Source organism: Tengunoibacter tsumagoiensis, from assembly GCF_003967535.1.
Taxonomy (GTDB): domain Bacteria; phylum Chloroflexota; class Ktedonobacteria; order Ktedonobacterales; family Ktedonobacteraceae; genus Tengunoibacter; species Tengunoibacter tsumagoiensis.
In genome coordinates, this window is record NZ_BIFR01000001.1 from 711750 (window position 1) to 734477 (window position 22728).

The window sequence follows — 22728 nt, forward strand, 5'->3', positions numbered from 1 at the left end:
CTTTTCTGAGCAAATCAAAGGGAGGCGGAGCCTGAGGAAGCCTGAGCCTCTGTGTAGTCCTGAAGGGTAATGGCCGTCTGCTTCTGAATGGCTCTGGCTATCAGACCTTTCCAGGGTAGATAGGGCAACATCCGCATATTCAGATTGCGTAGCCGGATCATGGACTGCGTTGGGGGTATAAACCACTTGCCTCCATCTACTGCGGCCTTCTGGTTCTTCTCTACATATCCGCGCATTTTTTCCTCGTAGCGAGCAAAGGCCGTCTGATACTCGCCCGCCGCCGCTGCCAGTTCTCCAGCGAGCACATAGGCCCCTACTAGCGCCAGATTTGTGCCCTGTCCCGAGAGCGGCGAGGGACAATAGCCCGCATCCCCAACCAGCGCGATCCTTCCCTTTGACCAGCGCTCCATCTGAATCAAACTGATTGAGTCGAAGTAGAAGTCGGGGGCGTCATCCATCGCGTTCAACAGGCGCGGAATTTCCCATCCCTCGTTCGCGAAGACTCTGGTCAGGATCTTTTTCTGTTCTTCACTGTTATGCCGATCATACTGGAGCGGCGATGAGGCAAAGAGGAACATGGCCTTGACTTCGCTGTTCTGATGGGCCGTGTACACTCCTGCAAGTTTTCCTGGCATATTGTAGACGAGCTGCCAGCGATCAAGTTGTAAATGATTCGCGGCAGTAAAGATCGAGATGTAGTAACCCAGATGGCGACTGAACTCTGACTCAGCCCCAAACGAAAGCTGGCGCACAGTGGAGTGGAGCCCGTCAGCTCCCAACACAAGGTCGAAGATGCGCGGTTGGCCTTTCTCGAAGGTAACCTGAATGCCCTCCTCGTTCTCTGACAGGGCCGTGATCGTATCATGAAAAATGTATTCAGTAGTGTCTCTCGTCGCTTCATACAGGATCTGTACCAGGTCGCCGCGCAAGATCTCGAAGTCACTGACCAGGCCCTCCCCACCAAAAAGCTCGACGCCCATTGTTGCCTGTGGTCTGTTAGAGCTGTCAACGAATGACATTCCACGCTGGTTAGTGAGCGCCTGCCGAATCGCAGGCATGATGCCCATACGTTCAACGACAGCTCGCGAACCTCCACGAATGTCAATCGCGTTCCCACCTGCACGCGGGGCAGGCGCTCGCTCAACTATCGTAGGCTTGAAGCCATAGCGGCTCAGCCAGTAGGCCAGGGCCGGTCCCGCGATGCTCGCGCCTGAAATGAGAATAGTGCGGTTTTTTAGACTGTTATTTGTCATAATTTTTCAATCCTTTAATCATTATGCCCAGATCTCACATCTATTGCTATGACTGCTTTTATTCAACTGCACTGGTTGGAAAGGCTGTGGTAACTGAGATAGCTTCCCATGTGTTCCATTCCTGAGAAACTTCGTCCAGTTTTTTGCGCATCATTTCCAGGGCATCTGCTCCCAGAGCCAGGCGCAAGGGCGGCTGGGGATGCTCAACGACCTTGAGGATGGCGGCTGCGGCCAGAGCAGGGCTACCTGGTTCATGCCCGTGGATGTACTTCGTAGTATAGTCAAGCACCATCCCACTGGTCTGCGCGTAGTCCTCGATTTTACGTTCGGACACTTTTAACGAGCGCCCGGCAAAGTCTGTACGAAAAGATCCAGGCTCCACAATGGTCACGTGAATACCCAGCGGCGCTACTTCCTGAGCCAGCGCATCAGATAATCCTTCGACTGCACGTTTGCTAGCGTTGTACATTCCTGTTCCCATAAAGCTGACAAATCCACCAATCGAGGACATCATGAGGATACGCCCGCGCTGCTGGGAGCGAAGAATGGGCAGGACTGCACGAGTGACATTGAGAAGACCGAAGACGTTGGTCTCGAACTGTTCGCGTACTTCGCGTGCTGAAATTTCTTCAATGGCTCCAAAGAGGCCGTAGCCAGCGTTATTGACCAGTACATCGATCTGCCCAAAGTGCTCCATGGTTCGCTCAACTGCTTCCTGACACTGGGCCTCGTTGGTAATATCCAACCGGAGTGTAAGCAACTGCTTGGAGGAAGGAGCGGTCAGGTTCTGGAGCTGCTCCAGGTTTCGCGCGGTCGCCACAAGACGATCCCCATGGGCCAGGACGGCTTCAGCTAATGCCCGCCCGAAGCCGGTGGAGCTGCCGGTAATAAACCAGACGCGTGATGAAGAAGAATTTGTCGCTGTATTATCTGTCTGAAACATGGCTTTCTCCCTATTCTGCTTATTGCCAGTGTGTTCTCTCGCTGGCAAGGTTTTTCTATAGATGTGCTGCTCTGCTTGTAAGTTTTGACTCACATGTGCTTTCACATCACTGCCCTGAGTATAGCTGGCAATGCGGTAGCAGCGCGCCACCCAATCGGGTTGTTATCAGAGTGGTTGTGAATGGGTGGGATTAGAGAAGTTTCAGACGCCGGGCTACTTCGCCGGCTTCCACGCGGTTATTGACGTCGAGTTTGCGGTAGATGTTTTTGATGTGGCCTTTGACAGTGTTGATGGAGATGATCAGCTCCTCGGCAATCTCGGGATTGCTGTGTCCGGCAACCAGGAGGGTCAGCACGCGCAACTCTTGCGCCGAGAGGAGTTCGAGTAACGGGCTGTCCGGGTTGCTGGCCCGAAAAGAAAATGAGTGAGCGTGGGCATGAAGGATACTCTGAGCGTAGGCACGTAGAGGTTTCTCGGTGAGAGAAGGAATGAGCTTGCGCAGAAGAATAGCTAGCGGCTCGCCTTCATCCAGGAAGAGGCGCAGAAAGCCCTCTCTACGCGCCTGAGAGAGAGCAGACGCAAGTTGCTGATAGCTCTCCTGGCTCTGCTTGAGATCGGCAGAAGCGAGCGCGATGAGCACCTGAATTTCCAACGCACTCACGAGATGTTGCTCCTCTTGCGCGTGTGTAAAGAGTTGCTTCAGCAGAGGCAGGGCGGCTGCGGCCTCGCCTTGAGCCATGAGCAGTCGGGCGCTTAGCAACTGCATTGCCTGCTGTTGTGTTGCAGACAGGTCTTTTTCATAGCCAGTAAGGGTATTCAGGGTACGTTTAGCGGCCAGCAAGTCTCCATCTCGTATCTGCGCACGCGTTTGCCAGATGAGCACATCCGGAATGAGTAAGAGCGTATGCGGCGCAGCCTGCAAATGTGTAAGTAGCGCAGTGAGGGCGTTGTCTTCCTCAGTCTTCTTCCCACGTGCGCGCAGGAGCAGTAGCCTTAAGAGCTCTAACTGTGTGTATCCAGCCTCTTCTCCTGCCGGGAAGGTCCCTTCATAGTGATGGAGGGAGGCCTCGTAGGCCAGTTGCTCCGCCTTCTCAAGATCGTTCCACTCATAGGCAAGACGGATAAACCCGCAGGCGAGCTGCGTAAGAAAAATTGCCTCGCCAGTCTGATCTAGCCAGGGCGGTTCGGCCTGTGTTTGCTGGTAATAGGAATTGGCCTGATGGAGTTCGCCCATTTCAAAATAAACGTCACCCAGTAGCCGTCCGATGACGCGCGTAAAGACCCGATCTTTAACGTGCAGGCTGAACGTGTAACCTTCACGCAGATACTGGCGGGCAGTGTGAAAGGCACCAGTCTGCATGGCCTCCATGCCCAATGTAAGCAGGCAACCGCAGTGCCATTCGATCCACTCCACTGGCCGCTGGTGATATACCTGCTCTGCGCTGGCGGATGGCAAGAGTTGGAGCGCCTGATGCGCGTAGGCAACGGCAGGTGCGATAAAACCGTGAACAATAGTGAAAGTGGCACGAAAGGCTGAGAGAACCCCTATCTGCAATAGCTCTCCTTGTGCTCGCCATCCCTCTTCCGCCATCTGAAGCAGCTCTTCGGCTGGCTCGATGCGCCAGATGGGGCCAGGGCTGTCGGCGGAGAAGATGCGCGCCTGAGCAAAGAGGAAGCAGAGTGTCGGATGGGAAGGCAAGAGAGATTTCGGTATCTGATCCAGCCAGCGGCACATAGTATGATACTCAGTAAAATACGCATGCTCGTTGAGTCTTTCAATCAGCAGTGAGGCGCGCTCGAATTCTTGAGCGGAGAGAGCAGTTTCAATAGCCTCACTCAGCAGAGCATGTTCTTCATACCAGCGACTGGCCTGAGCTGCCAGATAGCGCAATGCTTCAGCCCCCAGGCGGCGGATCGCTTCAGTCCGCATAGCCTCGGCAAACAGGGCATGATAGCGATACCACCCATCCGCGCTCTCCAGCGCTTCCAGAAAGATGCCAGAGCGTTCAACTCTTTCCAGCCACTCAGCACTATCCTGCCGTCCCATCACTGCATCGCAGAGTGAGGCGGTCAGACGACTAAACAGGCTGGTCTGGAGCAGGAAGAGTTGGAGGGACTCAGGCTGGGCAGCAAGCACTTCGCTGATAAAAAACTCCTGAATAGACCGACGAGAAGTGTTGTGTACTAAACCTATGTGTGGCAGTCCGAACGCTTCTTCGATCATCTGGGATGCCCGCTGACTCTGTGAGTTCAATACGAACAGGCGCAAGCCAGCAGCCCAGCCTTCCAGATAAATATGGAGCTTCCGAGCTGCCTCCTCCGAAAATGGGGTGGGGATATGCTGCTGGAGAAAAACAGTTGTCTCCTCCAATGAAAAGCTCAGTTGATTCGGGTGGATTTCCTGGAGATCACCTCTGGCTCGCCAGCGTACCAGCGGCAGCGGCGGCGTACTGCGCGTCAGCATGACGATATGGAAGTCCGCTGGCAGATGCTCGATGAAAAAGGTCAGCGTCTTATGGATACGCTCGTGCTCGATAAGGTGATAATCCTCCAGCACCAGCACTCCTTCCGGAACCGAGCCAGTCAGATCATTCAGCAGAGAGGCCAGGGCCGCCTCTAGCTGCGCTGGCGCAAATGGAGACTGAGACTGCTGTGAGAGTTGAGCCAGCGCAACCTGACCAATATGCCCGTAGAGAGCCGGGATAGCTGCAATGAGTGACGACCAAAAGCGGATCGGGTCATTATCGCCGCTATCCAACGAGAGCCAAGCGACAAGCCAGGGCTTACGCTGTATGGCCGCTTGCGCCTCGCTCCGGGCAATCCACTGAGCAACAAGCGTCGTCTTTCCAAAACCTGCCGGAGCCTGCACAAGGGTCAGCTTTTGCCGCCGCCCTTTATCAAGGAGCTCCAACAAAGGAATACGCTCGACGAGCTGGACAGGTAGTCGAGGGGGATGCAGCTTGCTTTGAAGCAGTGGCGTCGCAGCAGGCTGAGGGTAGGCCATCTGAGGTGGCTGGCGCGAAAGAGGTCGCTTCGCAAGCATCATAGCAACTTCGTTAAGCCTATCAAGCGTCAGATCTTCTGACTTTCCCAGATAGGCACGAGACAGTCTTCCCTGACGCTTGAGATAGGCTTTCCAGTAGTACCCACCGCGATGATTGCCAGCATGTTCCTTGCGCGCTGTATAAGAGCCATCAAGAGAATGAAAGGAGAAGAGCAGAGTGGTCTCTTCCTGTAACCACGCGAACCAGCGGGCCGATCCTACGCTAATAGAGATCTCCTGCTCATTCTCATAAAAATGCAGGACGGCATCGCGTATTGTAGGAGTTGTGTGTGCCATTTATCAGTCAGACTCTCACTTTTGCAGCGTAAAAGTTCCCCAAATAGAAAGTTCCCTAACAGTATAGCACATAGTCCTCTTTTGCATGATCTTTTATAGATTACCACAACATTTGCAGGGATGTCTCCATCGCTGTATTTTACCAAACATTGCATTCAACAGTACAGATGGTACAGTGCGCCAGTATCATAGCTCTATCATTGATGGCATTCATCGCATCCTCTCGGCTGCATTCTGATGAACCCTATACAGTCAGTAAAAGAAACTGTATAGAAAGTAGAAAGTACGCCACACAATTTACACAAGAAAAGATATTGGCCTATCGATTGTAGTGGCACACTCAGCATTAACTCTATCAGGAGCGTATTGACCGGTTCGTTCATCAACGCCGATACAACGTTTCACATGAAACATTCTAACTGTTACAATCATCGTGAACAGATCACAGTCCCACATTCCAAACATTCCAATGCCTCTTGCAAGAACTCCATCTTATCAAGAAGAGCAGATAGACATGCACTAGACATGCCCTATACGTGCACAATAAAAGTGGACCATCTTTCAGGAACGTTTCACATGAAACATTGCTAAAAGATGGTCCACTTTTAGAGAGTCAAAAACAAACGTACTTGCAATCTCTCTATGCCAACTCTTGTGAGTTAGGAGTAGCCTAGCCTACGACCGAGATATCGACGGTAGGACGTAAGGTAGCGCAGACAGCGAGAACTTCATGGATGCCATTGTGTAAGAAGTCCTCAAACAATTTGGCATCGGGCTGAGCATCCTGATCCAGAGCAGGTAAAGCCTGCTGAGTCAGAATATAGTCAAAGCGAGGAGCCCATTTACGTGCGCCCAGGCGAGCAGTAGTCGAACAGTTATCGATCATGAAGGAGACGCCCTTATAGTGCATATAAGGGTTCAACGAATCCACACCCTCAATAATTGATTCATTGGCAATCTCTGAGTAAGGATGGCCATACTCTTTCAGCAGATCGACCTGAGCAACTGTCACAGCGACATAGATGCCAGCCGTCACTGGATCGACAGGGATCTTATCCTCTTGACGCTGAGCGCGGACGCCCGTCCCAACCTGCCACATCTCAGTACCATCAATCTTGCCCATAGGATAGCGCTGGTGACGTTTATTGGCATCGATCACGCTGCGAATCTCATTCCCAGAGGCAACATCCTGATAGATCTCCCACAAGATCTCAAAGGCCGGGTGATAGGCAGCAGTATAGGCTTTTTTAAACGTCTCCTTATCCTGATCGTTCAGGCCCTCATAGACAGCGCGCAGACCATGCTTGGAGATCGTCTTACTGAGCGGGCCCGTCACAGATTCAGCGGAATGCCGGAAGGCATCCTCTTTAGAATAACCATGACTCACAAACCAGCGATAGAGGCTCTCAACCACACCATGGATAGCGCCCAACAGAATACCACGCTCGCCAAAGATATCCGAACGATACTCCGACTCCAGAGTCGTCTGGAACGTAAAAGGAGAGCCTAGAGCAACTGACCAACCCAGAGCATAATCGGTGGCATGTCCATTGACATCCTGCTCAACGGCAAAACTGGAATTAATGCCTGCGCCATTAACCTCTTTCCCCTGCTCATACAGACGGCGCACAGACGGCCCCATCCCCTTAGGACAGACGCCAATCACATTAATATTGGAAGGAAAGCTCGCCCCAATACTCTGCAAATAGCCCAGCAGGAAGCCATGAGAGAGTCCCAGAGTAGAACCTGGCTTCAGAGCAGCAAAGATCTGCTCATAATTCTCGGTCTGAGCTGCATCGGAAATAAGCAAAAGCACCAGATCAGACTCAGAGATCACAGAGTACATCTCACCCAGAGTTCCATTGGCCTGGGTAAAGCCAACTTTTTCCGCAGCAGCCTGTGAAGAAGAACCTTCACGCAGACCAACCTTCACGCGGATATCTGTACCTTGCAACGAATCGCGCAGATTCTGCGCCTGTGCCGGTCCCTGAGAAGACCAGCCAATCACACCAATTTGTTTGATCCCTGCAAAAGCCTTTGGCAAGAGCGGAAACAGATGGCGTCCGCCTCGCAAAATATACTCTTCTGTATCCGCCAGTTGGATCTTCTCCAACTCAAAAACTTTTGAGCTAGCTGTTAAACTCATAAGCATCCCTTCCTGATATGTGCGCCGTCGTCAGCGAAAAAGATAAAGCCACCATTGGTATTGTTACCCATTATCGCAGTCGTTTCGCAGCGTGTCAATGGAAAATATTCACATCATCTACCGAAAAATTCTAGCAGGAACAACGCATCTTTACCAGATAATCTTCAGAAACATTGAAAAAAGGCTATGGTTATCTCCATCGAGGAGTATCTTCAGAAGAACTATAACAACCATTCACTTGATCTCCAGTTGCCTATTCTGCAACGTATCCTGATAAGGAGCTATAGAAAAAAGGTACACCCTCAGTAGCATTTAAATGTATAGTTAATTCACCTACATCACAATCGTAGCACTATTCCTATGAAAACTCCTTATTCCTATATGGAGATCTTGCGAGTTCTGTTGGCAAGTGATATTGTAAGTGAGGACAAAACGTAATTCTCACCTCATTTTCAGATCAAAATGAGGCAGCATTTCCAACGACACTTCAGATAATGGGAGTGTAATTTTTATCTTTACATAGTTCGCAGGCATAGTGCACGCAGAACACGTTGAGCCCCTGGAAAAGCAATGTAGCTTTAACGACGGTTTTATGGACATTGGAGACAGACAGCACGTGGAATAACAGCCTATGCAGTAAAGCGTAAGAGTGTCTATAGGGAGTATCGTCTTGTATGCCCCCTTGTATATAGATAACTTGCACACTGGAATGCAATATGCAAAAGGAGAAAACGACATGGCAATCCGCGTAGGTATCAATGGTTTTGGACGCATTGGACGCCAGTCCTTAAAAGCAATTCTTGAACGCCATCCACATGATCTTGAGGTCGTTGCAGTCAACGATCTTACCGATACCAGGACCAATGCCCATCTGCTCAAATACGACTCTACCTATGGTCGCTTTCCAGGTGAAGTTGAAGCTACAGCAGATACTCTTATTGTGAACGGTCATGAGATCAAAGTTATTTCGCAGCGTGACCCTGCGCAGATTCCCTGGAGTGATCTTGGAGTTGACATTGTTATTGAGTCAACTGGTCTGTTTACAGATGCGACAAAAGCTGCGGCCCATATCAAAGGGGGAGCAAAAAAAGTCATTATCTCGGCTCCTGCCAGCCATGAAGATCTCACTGTTGTTCTTGGCGTGAATGACAATGTCTATGATCCGGCGATCCACCACGTCATTTCTAATGCTTCCTGTACCACTAACTGTCTGGCCCCAACGGCAAAGGTTCTGAACGATAACTTTGGCATTGAGCGCGGCCTGATGAATACGGTCCACTCCTACACGAATGATCAACGCATTTTGGACCAGGTGCATAAAGATCTTCGCCGCGCCCGTACTGCTGGCGCTAATATTATCCCTACCAGCACTGGTGCTGCTCGCGCGCTGGCGCTGGTCATTCCAGAGTTGAAGGGGCGCTTTGATGGCATGTCCCTGCGTGTTCCTACGGTGACCGTCTCAGTCGTGGACTTTGTCATTACGACCCGTAAAGAGGTCTCCTCTGTGGAAGAAATCAATGATGTCTTCAAAGAGGCGGCAGCTGGTCCACTCAAGGGTATTCTGAGCTATACAGATGAGCCTCTGGTCTCCTCAGATCTCCGTGGTGATTCTCATTCAGCGATTGTTGATGGACTCTCAACGATGGTTCTGGGCGGCAATATGATCAAGGTTATCGCCTGGTACGATAACGAATGGGGCTATTCGAGCCGCATTGCGGACCTGGCAAACTTCATTGCCCAAAAAGGCTTCTAAACTCTTTCAACATTCACTCATTGAAGAGGCGTATGTTTCACGTGGAACATACGCCTCTCACTCACAGACCGTAGCATCTCAACAGATCGCTATCCTCCCTCTTTTGCTTTCACGTCTCTCATAATAATTGTAGTGGCACAGATTCAGACCATATCAACAGGCCATACAAAAATGTAGTACGCAGGCATATACAGATAGTACAGATAGGAAAAGAGCAATGGGCAAGAAAACTGTACGCGACATCGACGTAGCCGGTAAACGAGTCCTGGTCCGCGTCGACTTCAATGTTCCTCTCGACTCCCAGCAACAGATTACCGATGATACCCGCATTGTGGCCGCTCTACCAACTATTCAATATCTTCTCCAACATGGCGCGGCGGTCATCCTGATGTCTCATCTTGGTCGCCCGGATGGCCAGGTTGTGGAGAAACTCCGCCTGACGCCCGTGGCCAGACGGCTCAGTGAGCTCCTCAAGCTGCCAGTCGAGACTACTCAAGATGCGATTGGACCTGAGGCAGAGGCAAAGGCCAGCGCTTTGCAGCCCGGTCAGGTTCTTCTGCTGGAGAATCTGCGCTTCCATAAAGAGGAAGAGAAGAATATCCCCGCGTTTGCGCAACAATTGGCGGCGTCTGGCGAGCTGTACGTCAATGATGCCTTCGGCTCTGCCCATAGGGCCCACGCCTCAACTGAAGGCGTCACCCACTATCTTCCAGGCGTCTCTGGCTTCCTGATGGAGAAGGAGATCAATTTCCTGGGCTCTGCTCTGGAACATCCCCGTCGTCCACTGGCTGCACTGGTGGGAGGTGCCAAAGTCTCCGACAAGATTGCAGTCCTCGAACGGCTCATCAGTCTGGCTGATAGCGTTCTGATCGGTGGTGGGATGGCTAATACTTTCCTTAAGGCGCTGGGATATGAGATTGGCGATTCTCTTTTTGAGGCCTCAAAGGTCGATGTAGCTCGCGATCTTATCACTAAGGCACAGCATGAAGGCAAACAGTTTCTTCTTCCACCAGATGTCGTTATCGCAGATCGTTTTGCCGAGGATGCCAATCACAAGGTTGTTCCCAGTACAGAGGTGCCGCTGGGCTGGCGCATCCTTGATATTGGACCCGAAACTATTACACAATTTAAGCAGGCATTAAGCCAGGCTCAGACCATCGTCTGGAATGGTACACTGGGGGTGGCAGAGATGCCAGCCTTTGCTAAAGGCACACATGCCGTCATTGAGATCCTGGCTCAGCGCACGCAGGAGGGGGCGACTACTATCATTGGTGGAGGCGATTCTGCTGCTGCTGTTGAGCAAGCCGGCGCCGCGACAAAGATGACCCACGTTTCAACTGGTGGTGGAGCATCACTTGAATTTTTAGAAGGGAAGATTCTGCCAGGCGTGGCCGCGCTACAGGATAAATAGTCAACAATGGGCGTTGACGCTTATCGTGTAAACATATAAGGAGATAGTATGGCAGCCACTCGTACTGCAATTATTGCGGGCAATTGGAAAATGAATTATGGGCCCCGTCAGGCGGCGGATTTCGTAAAACAGATCTTGCCCGCTCTAGCTCATGTTATTCGCACTCATCCTCATATAGTGAGCATTCTTTGTCCACCAGACATCTCGCTTCAGGTTGTACGTGACGTGTTAGATGCCCAGCCAACGAGGGGCATCGAACTGGGGGCGCAGAATCTCTACTTTGAGGAGAAGGGAGCCTACACAGGCGAGATCTCAGCAGAGATGGTGAAAGAGCTTTGTAGCGCCGTTATCCTCGGTCATTCGGAGCGCCGCACCTATTTTGCTGAGACAGATGAGCTGGTGAACAAAAAGTTGCTCGCAGCCCTGAAGCACCACTTACTCCCTATCGTATGTGTAGGTGAGACCCTCCAGCAGTACGAGTCTGGTCAGACATCCCAGATCATTGAACAACAGGTCCGCCATAGTCTGGCAAACCTGCAGCCAGAGCAGGCAGGTCAGATCGTGATTGCCTACGAACCACTCTGGGCTATTGGGAGCGGCAAAGCTGCTACTGTAGATGATGCAGTGAAGGTTATTCGCCAGATCCGCCAGATCTATAGCAGCCAATATGGCTCCTCAGCAGCCCAGGCCATTCGCATCCTCTATGGAGGCAGCGTCACAGCCGACAATATTGCGGCCTTTACGGCGCAAGAGGACATTGATGGAGCATTGGTAGGAGGGGCCAGCCTGAAGGCTGAATTTGTTGATCTTGTCCGTAATAGTAGCCAAAAAAAGTAACAGTAGCAGAGCCACCACTGCTACTGTCCACAGCAAGAGGCATCGTAAGAGTTGGATGCCTTCTTGCTGTATTTTATGCTCTTCACCCCTACTTACGCTATGAAGCTAGCTAACAAAAACGCTGCCAGTTAGCTCGTAGTCTTATTTTATGCCTGTAAATGAGAGGTCTAGACAATCAGATTTCTCTTTGTGCGGCAGTACAAATTATATTACTATACACTCCATGCTGATTTTCTTTTTCACGCTTCTATTTTACTACATTTTTGTGCTTTTGCGCATCGTCCCAATGACCGATGTTTTTTTATGCACTTTCACGTATGCTACTAGATGTGTCAGTCACGATGTTCTCACTCCCATCGTCCATCTCATACTGAACGAAGAAGGAGAGAAGTATGCAAAACCATCAGCAAGAACCCTCTGAATGGAAGCAACGTTTTTTGGCTCCAAAGATCCTATGGGTGCCACCTGTGTCCGCCAAACCAGGAGTCGTGTATGTTCTCAAAAGTGATCGAGAGAGCCAGCGGTATGCCTGGCATGTTGCGACTGGCAAATTTACGCTCATTACCATTGGGCCAGGGGGTCCCTATGCTACGCTCTCGCCAGATGGTCGCTATCTCTATTACTTGAGGGATCAGCAGGGAAATGAGATTGGTCATTTTGTACGCAGATCCATTGATGGAGGCGATGAGCAAGACATAACTCCTGATCTGCCACCCTACGCGACCTTTGGTCTCACGATCAGTAGTGAAGGCACCCTCATATGCTTGACGACGGCAGATAGCCAGGGATTTACAGTCTATATAATTGATATTGACTTTCAGGGAGAGCTTTCCTCCCCTCGGCTGCTCCATCGCGGCCACTATGCACTCTACAAGCCGGTTCTCGCTGCTCAGGGTGAGATAGTTGTCATGGCCACGCGCGAATACTCTCGACAACGCAACTGGAGTCTTCTTGCCTTGAAGACAGCGGATGCCAGCTATCTCGCAAACCTGCATGATGGCGCTGAGTGGAGCTATGAACCGGTTTCATTTTCCCCGCTAAATGGAGATACGAGAGTGCTTGCGAAAACCAATCGCACTGGTGACGTGAGACCCCTCCTGTGGAATCCATGCACAGGTCAACGGCAAGAGCTCTTGCTGAGCGAACTAGCAGGCGATGTTGAGCCACTGACCTGGTCCTATGATGGGAGGCAGATCTTGCTGTGTCATGTGCATCAAGCCATCCAGCACCTCTATGTATACTCCCTTACTACACACCAACTTCGTCGGCTTCAGCATCCTGGTGGAACCTTTAATATGGCCTATCCTACACTACAGCAGACCTTTGTCACACAGTGGACGGATGCCCAGCACCCTCCACAGCTTCTCGCGATCAGCGAGAATGGGGACATGTGGCAAACCATCCTGGCTGGAGAAAAGATAGAGGCTCCTTGTCGTCCCTGGAAATCGGTCACGTTTGCTTCATCAGATGGTCAACAGATACAAGGCTGGCTGAGCACCCCTGAAGCTACCGGGCCTTTTCCTGTCATCATTGAGCTGCATGGAGGCCCTGATGTGGTCGTTACAGAACATTTTTCTCCGACCAGTCAGTTCTGGACTGACCACGGTTTTGCCTATCTCACTATCAACTATCGAGGATCGACTACTTTTGGAAAGGCTTTTGAGGAGCAGATCACGGGCAATGTCGGACACTGGGAAGTTGAGGATATCGTTGCTGCTCGCAACTGGCTAGTGGCAGAGAACATTGCTTATCCTGACCAGATCTTCTTAACCGGTTGGTCTTATGGAGGATATCTGACCTTGTTGGCATTAGGAACCTATCCCGATCTATGGGCTGGAGGTATGGCTTGTGCAGCCATCGCTGATTGGGCTCTTGCCTATGAGGAAACAAGCCCATCGCTGAAGAGTGGTCGAGCCATGCGTTTTGGCGGAACGCCACAGGAAAATCCAGAAGCATATGTGCGTAGTGCTCCTCTGACCTATGCAGAACAGGTCAATGCCCCAATTCTGATTGTTCAAGGGAGGCATGACACTCGTACTCCACCAGGCTCGATTGAGCACTACGAGGCTAAAATGAGAGCGCTTGGCAAGTCTATCAAAGTCATCTGGTTTGATGGAGGACACTACAGCTTGCGTGCAGACATCAAGCGTTTCATGGCGCATCAGGAAGTTTTGTTTGATTTTGCACAGAGAATTATCGCAGGAGAGGTTTTGTTGTGAAAAACGAACCCGAGAAAACAGGTTTATTACTTTCCTCGTGGTGGTTTGGGCTCTTCGGCAGGCAGAGGAAAACCTCCACATGCTCTTATGCCATGGATCTGTCCAACATGTAACATCCCATGTCCTATATTTTGATTGAAGGCATCTATCGTATGCTGTCGCTCATCCCAGGGAAGGGAGATCGTTTGTTCTAAAACATGCGATGGAAGATGCTCAATGAGCGTCTCTATCTGGGTTCGCATGGCTTGCAGAAGATTGAGGAGCCCTTCTTTTGTGGTGGGTGTAGCAACACGAGGGGCCATTGTTCGCCACATGCCACACACGCAACAGCAAGCACTGGCCTGTATGCATGAAGCGCAACTTCTCGGATAGTACGTTCATCAATGAGAGGGGCTCTGTAGGCTAACTGTTCATCAGATAAGTCAACGAGCACATTCACAAGATTGTGGTAAAGGTAGGAGTGAAAAGAAGTCAGTTGGTTTTTTCTGTCCATAGAGCACAAGCTTTCTTTTCTCTAAAAGTTTCCATTACATCGCTTTTTTTATCGAAGCACTTGAAAAAAATACAGTTCAGGTAAGGTTTTAGCTTACTTATCTGCCATGTCAAGCGCATTTTCTATTTGACTGGTGGGTTGAAGTTGCTGATGGATAAAAGCGAGCTTGTCAGGGTTCAGCACTGTTTGCAGATTCTGGATCTGGTCATCCTGTATATCGAGCTGTAATACCCACTCCAGATACTCTCCATTCCAGCCCACGAGCGACGCAGACCCGTTGACTTCTTCAATACATATCGTCAGACCTACGGGCAACAGGCGCTGGAGACCCAGGAAGAAGCGCGCAACAGCCTCACGACCAGAGATCGGGCGTGTAACTGTACGAACCTTGCCCCCACCATCCGCCCAGGCTGTGGCATCGCTGGCTAAGAGCTCGGTTAGCGCAGAAAGGTTTCCAGATTGACAGGCATGAAGAAAGCTCTCCAGCATCTCGCGCTGTTTTCCTGCCGAAGTTGGAAAGCGCTGCTGCCGAGCCGCCAGACGCTCTTTGGCACGATGGAAGATCTGACGACAGGCAGCCGGAGTCCTGTCAACAATTTCGGAGATCTCCTGAAAGGGGAAGTCAAAAACCTCGTGCAGCAGAAAGATTGCCCGTTCTGGCGCTGTCAGAGTCTCCAACAAGACCAGAAAAGCGTATGAGAGTGATTCTTTTTGCTCTATCTGTTCCTGAGGGTGTACAACACCATCTACGGTAAGGACCGGCTCAGGAAGCCAGATGCCAATGTACTGTTCGCGCTCAACATGGGCTGAGTTGAGGTAGTTGAGACAGAGTCGTGTTGCAATCGTGGTAAGAAAAGATTTGAGGGAGCGGATTTCATGGGGAGGTGTATCCTGGGAGCGCAGATAGGTCTCCTGGACAATATCTTCTGCCTCGCTAGCGCTACCAGTCATGCGATAAGCTATGGAGAACAATAATGGACGATATGTTTCAAATACTTCCATGGATGGTTTCCCGTACTCCCTTTCTAGCTGTTATTATAGCACCTCTCTCCCCTTTCCTGGCTCATAGCCTCTTCTATAAAAGCTAGAACACTCTGTAGGTTGAGTGAAGGGTCAACTGTTGGCAAAGGTTGAGCAGTGAACACAGATAGCCTTGCTACAGGAGCCTGTCACATTTTGACCTCTTCATCTGTCCTCTATACGGAGGTTGAAGGGAGCAGGAAAGAGAAAAAGTAGAGCATAAAAAAAGGATGACACGATATGAATATCTTTATTACCGGGGCTACTGGTGTACTTGGTCGACCAGTTGTACAGAGCCTGGTTGCCGCTGGTCATACTGTGCGAGCACTGAGCCGCTCAGAGCACAATGCAGCAACCATTCGTAGCCTGGGAGCAAAACCAGTATCAGCCGACCTGTTTGATGCTACGGAACTAAAACAGATTCTCGTTGGAAGCAATGCTGTAGTACATCTGGCAACGAAAATTCCGCCCACAGCGAAGATAGGGAGGCGTACAGCCTGGCTAGAGAACGACCATCTTCGTCGTGATGGCACGCGCAATCTGGTCGAAGCTGCACGAGCCATCGACAGTATAGAGACGTTTATCTACCCGGGTTATAGTTTTGTCTATCCCGATAGTTCCGACAACTGGATTGATGCCAGTACCACCCCTACACACTCATCGGCTATCTTGCAATCAACGCTCGATGCAGAGGAAGCAGTGGCACAATTCGCAGCTGAAGGCCATCGAGGGCTCTCTCTACGCATGGGATCCTTCTATGGTCCTGAAACACCAGATCCTCTAACCTATGCACGCAGAGGCATTGCAGTCTTTCCGGGGCGTAGTGAAGCCTACCTGCCACAGATCTGGGTACAGGACGCGGCCAGCGCCATCGTCACAGCCCTGACGGAGCCAATACCATCGGGCATCTATGACGTAGTCGATGACGAACCGCTCACACGAGGAGAACTCATAACCGTAATGGCGCAAGCAGTTGGGCGTAAACACCTGCTACATCCCCCAACGCCAGTCATGCGAATGCTAACAGGCGTTGTATACGATGTCATGACTCGCAGTCTGCGCATCTCTAATCGACGCTTCAAAGAGGCAAGCAGTTGGCAACCAGAAATACCTGATGCCCGTATAGGCTGGACGAAGCTCGCACAAACAAATTAACATTAGAAGAACCGTTGAGTATCACCCATAGTAGCCATAAGAGTGGAACAAGACGGAGTCACCGCGGCCATTACCCATCATCCCCAAGAAATGATAGATTACCCATCCTTCATGCCACAAATACCTGATAACCAGCGATTTATCGTCCAAGAAGGTATGGCCCATCATTCATGATGGCCGCGGACCATTTCACCCATCACCCATCACTCCCCCAAGAACAGAGGACATAGACCATTACAATAACCGCTGGCCCCACACAACCAGCAAGCGTCAGCCCTTAATTAAAACGCGATGCTTGTCCGTCGCATCCTCATCAGACAGAACCGGCTCATCCGCAGGAGAGGCGATTGCCTGAGCCTTCAGCCCATACAGCTCATTCTTGAGATCAGCCAGAACGATACCCATCGCCCCTAAGATAAAGAAAGAGATCAGATGAGCATCCAGGAAATAATACTGAAACAAGAAAGCTACATAGCCCCAGAGAGACGCAAGGATAACAAGGGCAGGCACATAAAATCGTTTGGGATAGTAAAACGCATATATCACACTAAAGACATCGGCCATATAAAAATATCTATCATGCATCTTTGGTAAAAAATAGGGGATAATCAATGTAAACAGAAACGAGATGTGAATAAGTAACTGCGGATGAATCTCTCTTCGCCTTGAAATGACCACAAGCGTCAAGAGAACAATCAGCCCCATCGTAAAAGGAATCGCTGCATGAACGATAAGCAAGGCCGCATCAGACTGAGCAGTCCAGGTAGCAGGTAACCATTGATAGAGATTGGCGGCATTCCAGGTCAATGCCAGATCATAATTCTGTGATTGTCTTGCATAAATAGTCAGAAGATCCATCAGGCCACGTCCAGCCAGGAGAGCAGGAATAAGGCTTACAAAATAGATAACTGGCATTACAACAAGCGTCTTCCAGCTTAATTGGCGGCGACAAAATAATACTAATAGTAGCGGGAAAAAGAAGATAGCCTGTAATTTAAACGCTATGGCCATCCCTAACCAGAGCCCGGCACGAATTGGCCTGCGCCTGATCAGCGCATACGCTCCAGCCAGCACACAAGTAGTATAGATGCTATCGCACTGCCCCCACATTGCACTATTAAGAAGAACCGTGGGCACAAATAACATAACGCAAGCAGCAATAGCAGGGAGCATCCCCCGTTCGTATTTTACACGTACAATTAAATAGGTATAAAACGCCAGAAGGAGATCAAAAATAGTGGAAAGTGACTTAACAGCAGCGATCTCATGCTTTGGAAAAAACGTCGTCAGAGCCAGTAGATAGAGATATGGAACATTATAATCAGAGTAGCTATCTCTCAAAGAAAGAAACTTCCCATGGGCCAGAATATATTTGTACCAGGGATCAACATAATAGGTAAAATCAATCGAAATAAATGGAAATAATTGCTTACGCATGTAGAGAGAGATGGCAACGAGTACGCATATCATTGCATACTCATAAAATTTATCTCCGATTCTTACACCTATCTGCCTTTTGAGTGAATCAAGCATCTTACACAGCTTTCTCTTTAGCTTTATAGATAAAATGGTTATCTGGCCCAGATTTCATCTCTGATCTAACATTAAATAAAGCATGCAACGAAAAAATCCAAATGTTAGTATAGCTTAATAAATTTGTATGTGTAAACAGAGAGGTGAATTTTCTCCTATACTCTCCCCTATCGATAGAGACGAAATACACCGATGCTCAACCCCCAAAGGTTAGTTCTGCAGCACTCTGATGGATCTGTTACTCAAGAAAGCCCTCCCCAGCTTCTCCATATTTATACACATGTTGATAAGTTATCCACATTCTCAGAATTAAGTACTATTCACGAAAGTTATCCACATTTTTATGTGGATAATTATGTTGATAACTTTTTTGTAAACTCCAGACAAGATAGAGATTGATCTTACTCCCTGGTTCAGGGGCTGCAAACCACCCTGAATGGGTTCAAAGAGCGTAGGGTGGACCGCCTGCCATTTCCACCATCCCAAATAATAGTGGGTATCCTCCAGAAGGTCTGAGCCATCTCTCAACAGCGCACACAACAGATCGATAGACAGTAATAAAGTTATCATTGGCAATAAAAAGCCTGCAGCAGAGAACGATGAGATCGCGATCGATGTGGAAAAGTTATCCACACTGATCGTGATCTCATAACAAAAGCGCCCGGGGGACTTATGCAAACTTAATGCATAATCCGGGCGCTTTCATAATGAATAAACTGCAGCAATATAACGGCTGGGCTATGACCTTGACACGTACTTACATCAACCACTATAGCCACGATGCCCCTCTCCCACTGCTTCATCGTCCTGGTTTTGGGGTCAACAGAATCTTCCGCGGTGGGACTAGTCGAGATAATCTTTTAGTTTGCGGCTGCGGCTGGGATGACGTAATTTACGCAGAGCCTTGGCCTCAATCTGACGAATACGTTCGCGCGTCACATGAAACTCTTTACCGACCTCTTCAAGCGTGCGGCTACGACCATCATCAAGTCCGAAGCGCAGCTGTAGGACCTTACGTTCCCGCTCCGTCAGACTATCCAGCACATCTTCAACCTGCTCTTTCAGCAATTGATGGCTAGCAGCTTCAGCAGGGGCCAGAGCCGTCTGATCTTCCAGAAAATCGCCAAGATGACTATCATCTTCCTCACCAATTGGAGTCTCAAGGCTCACTGGTTCCTGGCTGACCTTAATAATCTCCCGAACCTTTTCAGCGCTGATCTCCATCTGCTCGGCAATCTCCTCAGACGTAGGTTCGCGTCCAAGATCCTGCAATAAGCGACGGCTGATGCGAATCAAGCGATTAATAGTCTCTACCATATGAACAGGAATACGAATAGTACGAGCCTGGTCAGCAATCGCGCGCGTAATCGCCTGTCGGATCCACCAGGTAGCATAGGTACTAAACTTATACCCTTTAGTATAGTCAAACTTTTCGACCGCTCTGATAAGACCGATATTCCCCTCCTGGATGAGATCCAGTAGATTCATACCGCGCCCAATGTACTTCTTGGCCACGCTTACCACAAGGCGAAGGTTAGCCTCTGTTAGACGGCGCTGAGCCTCTTCACCATCGAGAATTAAACGACGTGTGGGAGGAACTTTCAGCCGCTCGGCACGTAAACGTTCGGCCTTTCCTCGCTCCATAATCTGAGCCAGTCGAACTTCCTCTTCCGCACTGAGCAATTGAACGCGCCCAATCTCACGGAGATACATTCGCACAGGATCATCCAGGCTACTTTCGAGATCAGCAACCACAATCCCTAAGCCGTCCTGTAAGTCATCCCACTTAGGTAATAGCTCAGCACCAGCCTCCGCAACATCTTCAGGACCGGGCTCCCAATCAGCTGGTGGCTCTTTTGTTGGATCCAGGGCATCCATAGGCTCTTCGTCCTGCAGTTTAAAGAGGTCAAATTCCTCAGTGCCCTCTGAAGGAGACAGCAGTCCCCCGCTCGTGGTCGCTGGAGCTTGATGACCAACGGCGTCAATATTAAAGACAGCATCCGTATCATTCAACATAGACTCATCAAAAGTATCTAGAAAAACATCACTCAATGGCCCCGTTGTTGTGACGTTTCCATTCTCATTCTGTACTCGGTCCATTACATCTTGATCCCGATTCACCATTCTGGCATCCCCCTTCAGAAAACAGGCCTATTAAGAATAAAACGGAAGATGAGGACAAAATCCTGCTCTCTGATCCGATTAGGTAAAAATGATTCTGTTAAATCGCCGCCTCCGATCACTGTGATCCCGGCGTCAAGTGCCCGGCATCTACGTACTTCTCTGGTCTATTTAACCCTGAAGACGTATCGCCGTGTTAATCGTGAGCAACTGGCGCTGGATCTCCGGCACGCGTTGCCGAAGTTGCCTGGCCGCCATAAGATCGCCCGCATCGGTAGCTTCTTGTATAAGAAATTTAAGTTCTGTATTTAGTTGTAACAGTCGCATGCGCTTAAGTCGGCCAGCACATTGCGTAGCTTCTTTTACCAATGCACTTCCATCTTGCGCAGACCTCGATTCAACGCACTTGAGGGCCCTGGCTACTGTAGACGACAGAGCAGAAGGCACAAACTGATCAATGGGTTGATGAGAGGGGGAAGCATCACGTTGATACACAGAGTTGAGAATATGGTACAACTCCCGCGTGTCTGTCCCAGCGAAGTCACTATCGGTAATTATACCACAAACATAGGGGCTCAACCCCGGATTTTGTAAGAGTAGCCCAATTAGGTAGTCCTCCCATTTTAGCCTATCGCCACTACTTCTGTCAAGCCCGGTTCGAGATGCTACGTTTTTTGCTCTTCCTTCCTCTTCTTCCACTATAACAGTATCAGCAAGCCCAACACCCTCCCGCGCACTTTGTGATCGGTGTACTTCGGGTGCAATCAACCCTTTCCCCGAAAAATCTGCGTTTATCGCGGGCGTCTTCTGATTTCGCAAGACCCGTTGTAGCTCAGTATATAAACTCTGCTCATCAATCTTGATGAGATTAGCCAGTTTACGAATGTACGCATCACGTTTAATGCGGTCACTGATCGTTCCAATCACAGGTAATAAACGTTTCGCAGCCTCGGTTTTCCCCGCTGGCTCACGCAGGTTGAGCTCAGCCGTCTTGACTACAAAGTAATAATCGACGAGAGGCAAAGGATGAGATACAGCGTACAGCCAGGCCGAAAAATCTCGCCTGATGACTTCATCTGGATCTTCTCCGGCTGGAAGCTGTAACACATTAATCTCTGCATCTACCTGCTCTTCCAGGCGGATAATACCGCGTGGAGAGGCCTCTTGCTTGCCAAACTTCCCTGTCTTTTCGCTCTTCCAGGGCTGCCCTTTGCTCGCACGTGCCTCGCCAGTGCTCGATGCAAGAGGGACAGGGACCATCGTACGATCAAACGAGCGTAGAGCCTCTTGAATCCCATGCTCAGTGGCTGCGCTTCCAGCTGCATCAGGGTCAAGAGCGAGTGTAACCTGCCTGGTTAGTTTTTTTAATTGAAGAATATGTTTCTCCGTAATAGCACTACCAATACAGGCTACAGTCTGCTTTGTTCCATACTGATGTGCAATGATGGCATCAACATAGCCTTCAACGATAATTACCTGTCCCATCTGTTTGATGGCATCCCTGGCCGCATCAATGGCATAGAGGACAGTATTTTTTTCAAAGAGCAGAGTCTGTGGCGAATTAAGATACTTTGGCTTCCCATCGCCCAAAGCGCGTCCGCCAAAGCCGATAATCCTTCCACGTGAATCACGAATAGGAAAGATCAATCGATGACGAAAGTAGTCATAGATTCCTGCTCCCGATCCCTCAAATGATGTCTCTCGCTCTCGGGCCAGCCCCCCCTGTACAATCTCACGCTCGCTATAGCCCTGGGAGAGAAGATAACGCGAGAGTCCATCCCATTGCTCGCTGGCATAGCCTAACCCAAACCCTATGACCGAATCGGTAGAGATTCCTCGGCTCTGGACATAATTTCTGGCTTGCTCGCCTTCTTTCGAGCGGAGCAACATCTGATGGAACCAGAGGAACGCCTCTTCATTCAGCTTTCGAAGGCGTTCACGAGCCACACCCACCTGGCGATCTTCTTCGCTGGGAGCGGGACCAAAGGCGTCCGCAGAGACACCAGCCTTCTCTGCCAGATAGGCTAATGCTTCATGGAAGTCCAACCCCTGCTGTTTTTGCACAAAGGAAAAGACATCTCCACCTTCATTACACCCAAAACAGTGCCAGGTCTGTGATTCTCGAAAGACGTAGAACGAAGGCGTGCGTTCATTGTGAAATGGGCATAACCCCTTGAGCGAACGTCCAGATTTCTGGAGTGTTACCACCAGACCTATCTCGTCCACCAGGTCTATTTTTGTTTTAATTGTCTCAATAACAGATGTCATGCCCTGCCCTGCCTTCAATAACGCAGCCCTGATGTTGTTCACGATGAATTAGTCTATCTCACACCATATAACGAGCCACCGCATCGAAAGTCGCACCAGGATGCTCAAACAGAGAAAATTTCTACGAGTGATATACCTATTGTACTACTTGTAACCACAGGAGAATGGGAATAGTAGGAGATCTGGGCCTTTCGGGCTTTGCTCCGATGCGCTTCGCTTCTTATCTCACTCCAATA

14 protein-coding genes are annotated in these 22728 nt (G+C 49.9%); 5 read left to right on the forward strand and 9 right to left on the reverse strand.

Going from position 1 to position 22728, the window contains the following annotated elements; all coding sequences use genetic code 11:
• Window positions 1–14: 14 nt before the first annotated feature.
• From EL628_RS02815 to EL628_RS02830, 4 genes are all read right to left on the reverse strand, one after another.
• Window positions 15–1253, reverse strand: a complete 1239-nt coding sequence (locus tag EL628_RS02815) for an FAD-dependent monooxygenase (protein ID WP_126578280.1) — start codon at window positions 1251–1253, stop codon at window positions 15–17.
• Window positions 1254–1311: 58 nt separating this feature from the next.
• Window positions 1312–2196, reverse strand: a complete 885-nt coding sequence (locus tag EL628_RS02820) for an oxidoreductase (protein ID WP_126578281.1) — start codon at window positions 2194–2196, stop codon at window positions 1312–1314.
• Window positions 2197–2386: 190 nt separating this feature from the next.
• The gene (locus EL628_RS02825) at window positions 2387–5536 is read right to left on the reverse strand and encodes a winged helix-turn-helix domain-containing protein (protein WP_126578282.1); all 3150 of its coding nucleotides are present in this window, start codon (window positions 5534–5536) and stop codon (window positions 2387–2389) included.
• 670 nt (window positions 5537–6206) lie between these two features.
• A complete protein-coding gene (locus EL628_RS02830) occupies window positions 6207–7682 on the reverse strand; it encodes a ketol-acid reductoisomerase (RefSeq protein WP_126578283.1) in 1476 nt (491 codons plus the stop codon).
• 736 nt (window positions 7683–8418) lie between these two features.
• Here EL628_RS02830 and gap point away from each other — a divergent pair.
• From gap to EL628_RS02850, 4 genes are all read left to right on the forward strand, one after another.
• Window positions 8419–9435: a type I glyceraldehyde-3-phosphate dehydrogenase gene (gene gap / locus EL628_RS02835; protein ID WP_126578284.1), complete on the forward strand. Its 1017-nt coding sequence runs from the start codon at window positions 8419–8421 to the stop codon at window positions 9433–9435.
• Between the two features lie 217 nt (window positions 9436–9652).
• Window positions 9653–10846, forward strand: a complete 1194-nt coding sequence (locus tag EL628_RS02840) for a phosphoglycerate kinase (protein ID WP_126578285.1) — start codon at window positions 9653–9655, stop codon at window positions 10844–10846.
• 48 nt (window positions 10847–10894) lie between these two features.
• Window positions 10895–11683, forward strand: a complete 789-nt coding sequence (gene tpiA, locus EL628_RS02845) for a triose-phosphate isomerase (RefSeq protein WP_126578286.1) — start codon at window positions 10895–10897, stop codon at window positions 11681–11683.
• Between the two features lie 392 nt (window positions 11684–12075).
• Window positions 12076–13902, forward strand: coding sequence for a S9 family peptidase (locus EL628_RS02850; protein WP_126578287.1), 1827 nt, complete (start codon window positions 12076–12078; stop codon window positions 13900–13902).
• A 26-nt stretch (window positions 13903–13928) separates the two neighbouring features.
• Here EL628_RS02850 and EL628_RS02855 read toward each other — a convergent pair whose 3' ends face one another.
• Together EL628_RS02855 and EL628_RS02860 are read right to left on the reverse strand one after the other, a co-directional pair.
• Window positions 13929–14204, reverse strand: a complete 276-nt coding sequence (locus tag EL628_RS02855) for a DinB family protein (RefSeq protein ID WP_126578288.1) — start codon at window positions 14202–14204, stop codon at window positions 13929–13931.
• Between the two features lie 284 nt (window positions 14205–14488).
• On the reverse strand, window positions 14489–15397 hold the full coding sequence (locus EL628_RS02860) for an RNA polymerase sigma-70 factor (RefSeq protein ID WP_126578289.1): 909 nt from the start codon (window positions 15395–15397) through the stop codon (window positions 14489–14491).
• 258 nt (window positions 15398–15655) lie between these two features.
• Between EL628_RS02860 and EL628_RS02865 the strand changes: the two genes are divergently transcribed.
• Complete coding sequence (locus tag EL628_RS02865; protein WP_126578290.1) at window positions 15656–16570, forward strand: NAD-dependent epimerase/dehydratase family protein; 915 nt, start codon at window positions 15656–15658, stop codon at window positions 16568–16570.
• A gap of 270 nt (window positions 16571–16840) precedes the next feature.
• Here the strand turns inward: EL628_RS02865 and EL628_RS02870 are convergent, their stop codons facing one another.
• The 3 genes from EL628_RS02870 to dnaG all read right to left on the reverse strand — a co-directional run bounded on the left by EL628_RS02870 (window position 16841) and on the right by dnaG (window position 22492).
• Window positions 16841–18103: a glycosyltransferase 87 family protein gene (locus tag EL628_RS02870; protein ID WP_126578291.1), complete on the reverse strand. Its 1263-nt coding sequence runs from the start codon at window positions 18101–18103 to the stop codon at window positions 16841–16843.
• A gap of 843 nt (window positions 18104–18946) precedes the next feature.
• Window positions 18947–20227, reverse strand: coding sequence for an RNA polymerase sigma factor RpoD (gene rpoD, locus EL628_RS02875; protein ID WP_126578292.1), 1281 nt, complete (start codon window positions 20225–20227; stop codon window positions 18947–18949).
• A 168-nt stretch (window positions 20228–20395) separates the two neighbouring features.
• The gene (gene dnaG, locus EL628_RS02880) at window positions 20396–22492 is read right to left on the reverse strand and encodes a DNA primase (protein ID WP_126578293.1); all 2097 of its coding nucleotides are present in this window, start codon (window positions 22490–22492) and stop codon (window positions 20396–20398) included.
• Between the last annotated feature and the right edge of the window lie 236 nt (window positions 22493–22728).

Excerpts from the sequence above, each read along its gene's own strand:
- EL628_RS02815 (WP_126578280.1), bottom strand. The coding sequence starts at position 1,253 with ATGACAAATAACAGTCTAAAAAACCGCACTATTCTCATTTCAGGCGCG.
- EL628_RS02820 (WP_126578281.1), bottom strand. The coding sequence starts at position 2,196 with ATGTTTCAGACAGATAATACAGCGACAAATTCTTCTTCATCACGCGTC.
- EL628_RS02825 (WP_126578282.1), bottom strand. The coding sequence starts at position 5,536 with ATGGCACACACAACTCCTACAATACGCGATGCCGTCCTGCATTTTTAT.
- EL628_RS02830 (WP_126578283.1), bottom strand. The coding sequence starts at position 7,682 with ATGAGTTTAACAGCTAGCTCAAAAGTTTTTGAGTTGGAGAAGATCCAA.
- gap (WP_126578284.1), top strand. The coding sequence starts at position 8,419 with ATGGCAATCCGCGTAGGTATCAATGGTTTTGGACGCATTGGACGCCAG.
- EL628_RS02840 (WP_126578285.1), top strand. The coding sequence starts at position 9,653 with ATGGGCAAGAAAACTGTACGCGACATCGACGTAGCCGGTAAACGAGTC.
- tpiA (WP_126578286.1), top strand. The coding sequence starts at position 10,895 with ATGGCAGCCACTCGTACTGCAATTATTGCGGGCAATTGGAAAATGAAT.
- EL628_RS02850 (WP_126578287.1), top strand. The coding sequence starts at position 12,076 with ATGCAAAACCATCAGCAAGAACCCTCTGAATGGAAGCAACGTTTTTTG.
- EL628_RS02855 (WP_126578288.1), bottom strand. The coding sequence starts at position 14,204 with ATGGCCCCTCGTGTTGCTACACCCACCACAAAAGAAGGGCTCCTCAAT.
- EL628_RS02860 (WP_126578289.1), bottom strand. The coding sequence starts at position 15,397 with ATGGAAGTATTTGAAACATATCGTCCATTATTGTTCTCCATAGCTTAT.
- EL628_RS02865 (WP_126578290.1), top strand. The coding sequence starts at position 15,656 with ATGAATATCTTTATTACCGGGGCTACTGGTGTACTTGGTCGACCAGTT.
- EL628_RS02870 (WP_126578291.1), bottom strand. The coding sequence starts at position 18,103 with ATGCTTGATTCACTCAAAAGGCAGATAGGTGTAAGAATCGGAGATAAA.
- rpoD (WP_126578292.1), bottom strand. The coding sequence starts at position 20,227 with ATGGTGAATCGGGATCAAGATGTAATGGACCGAGTACAGAATGAGAAT.
- dnaG (WP_126578293.1), bottom strand. The coding sequence starts at position 22,492 with ATGACATCTGTTATTGAGACAATTAAAACAAAAATAGACCTGGTGGAC.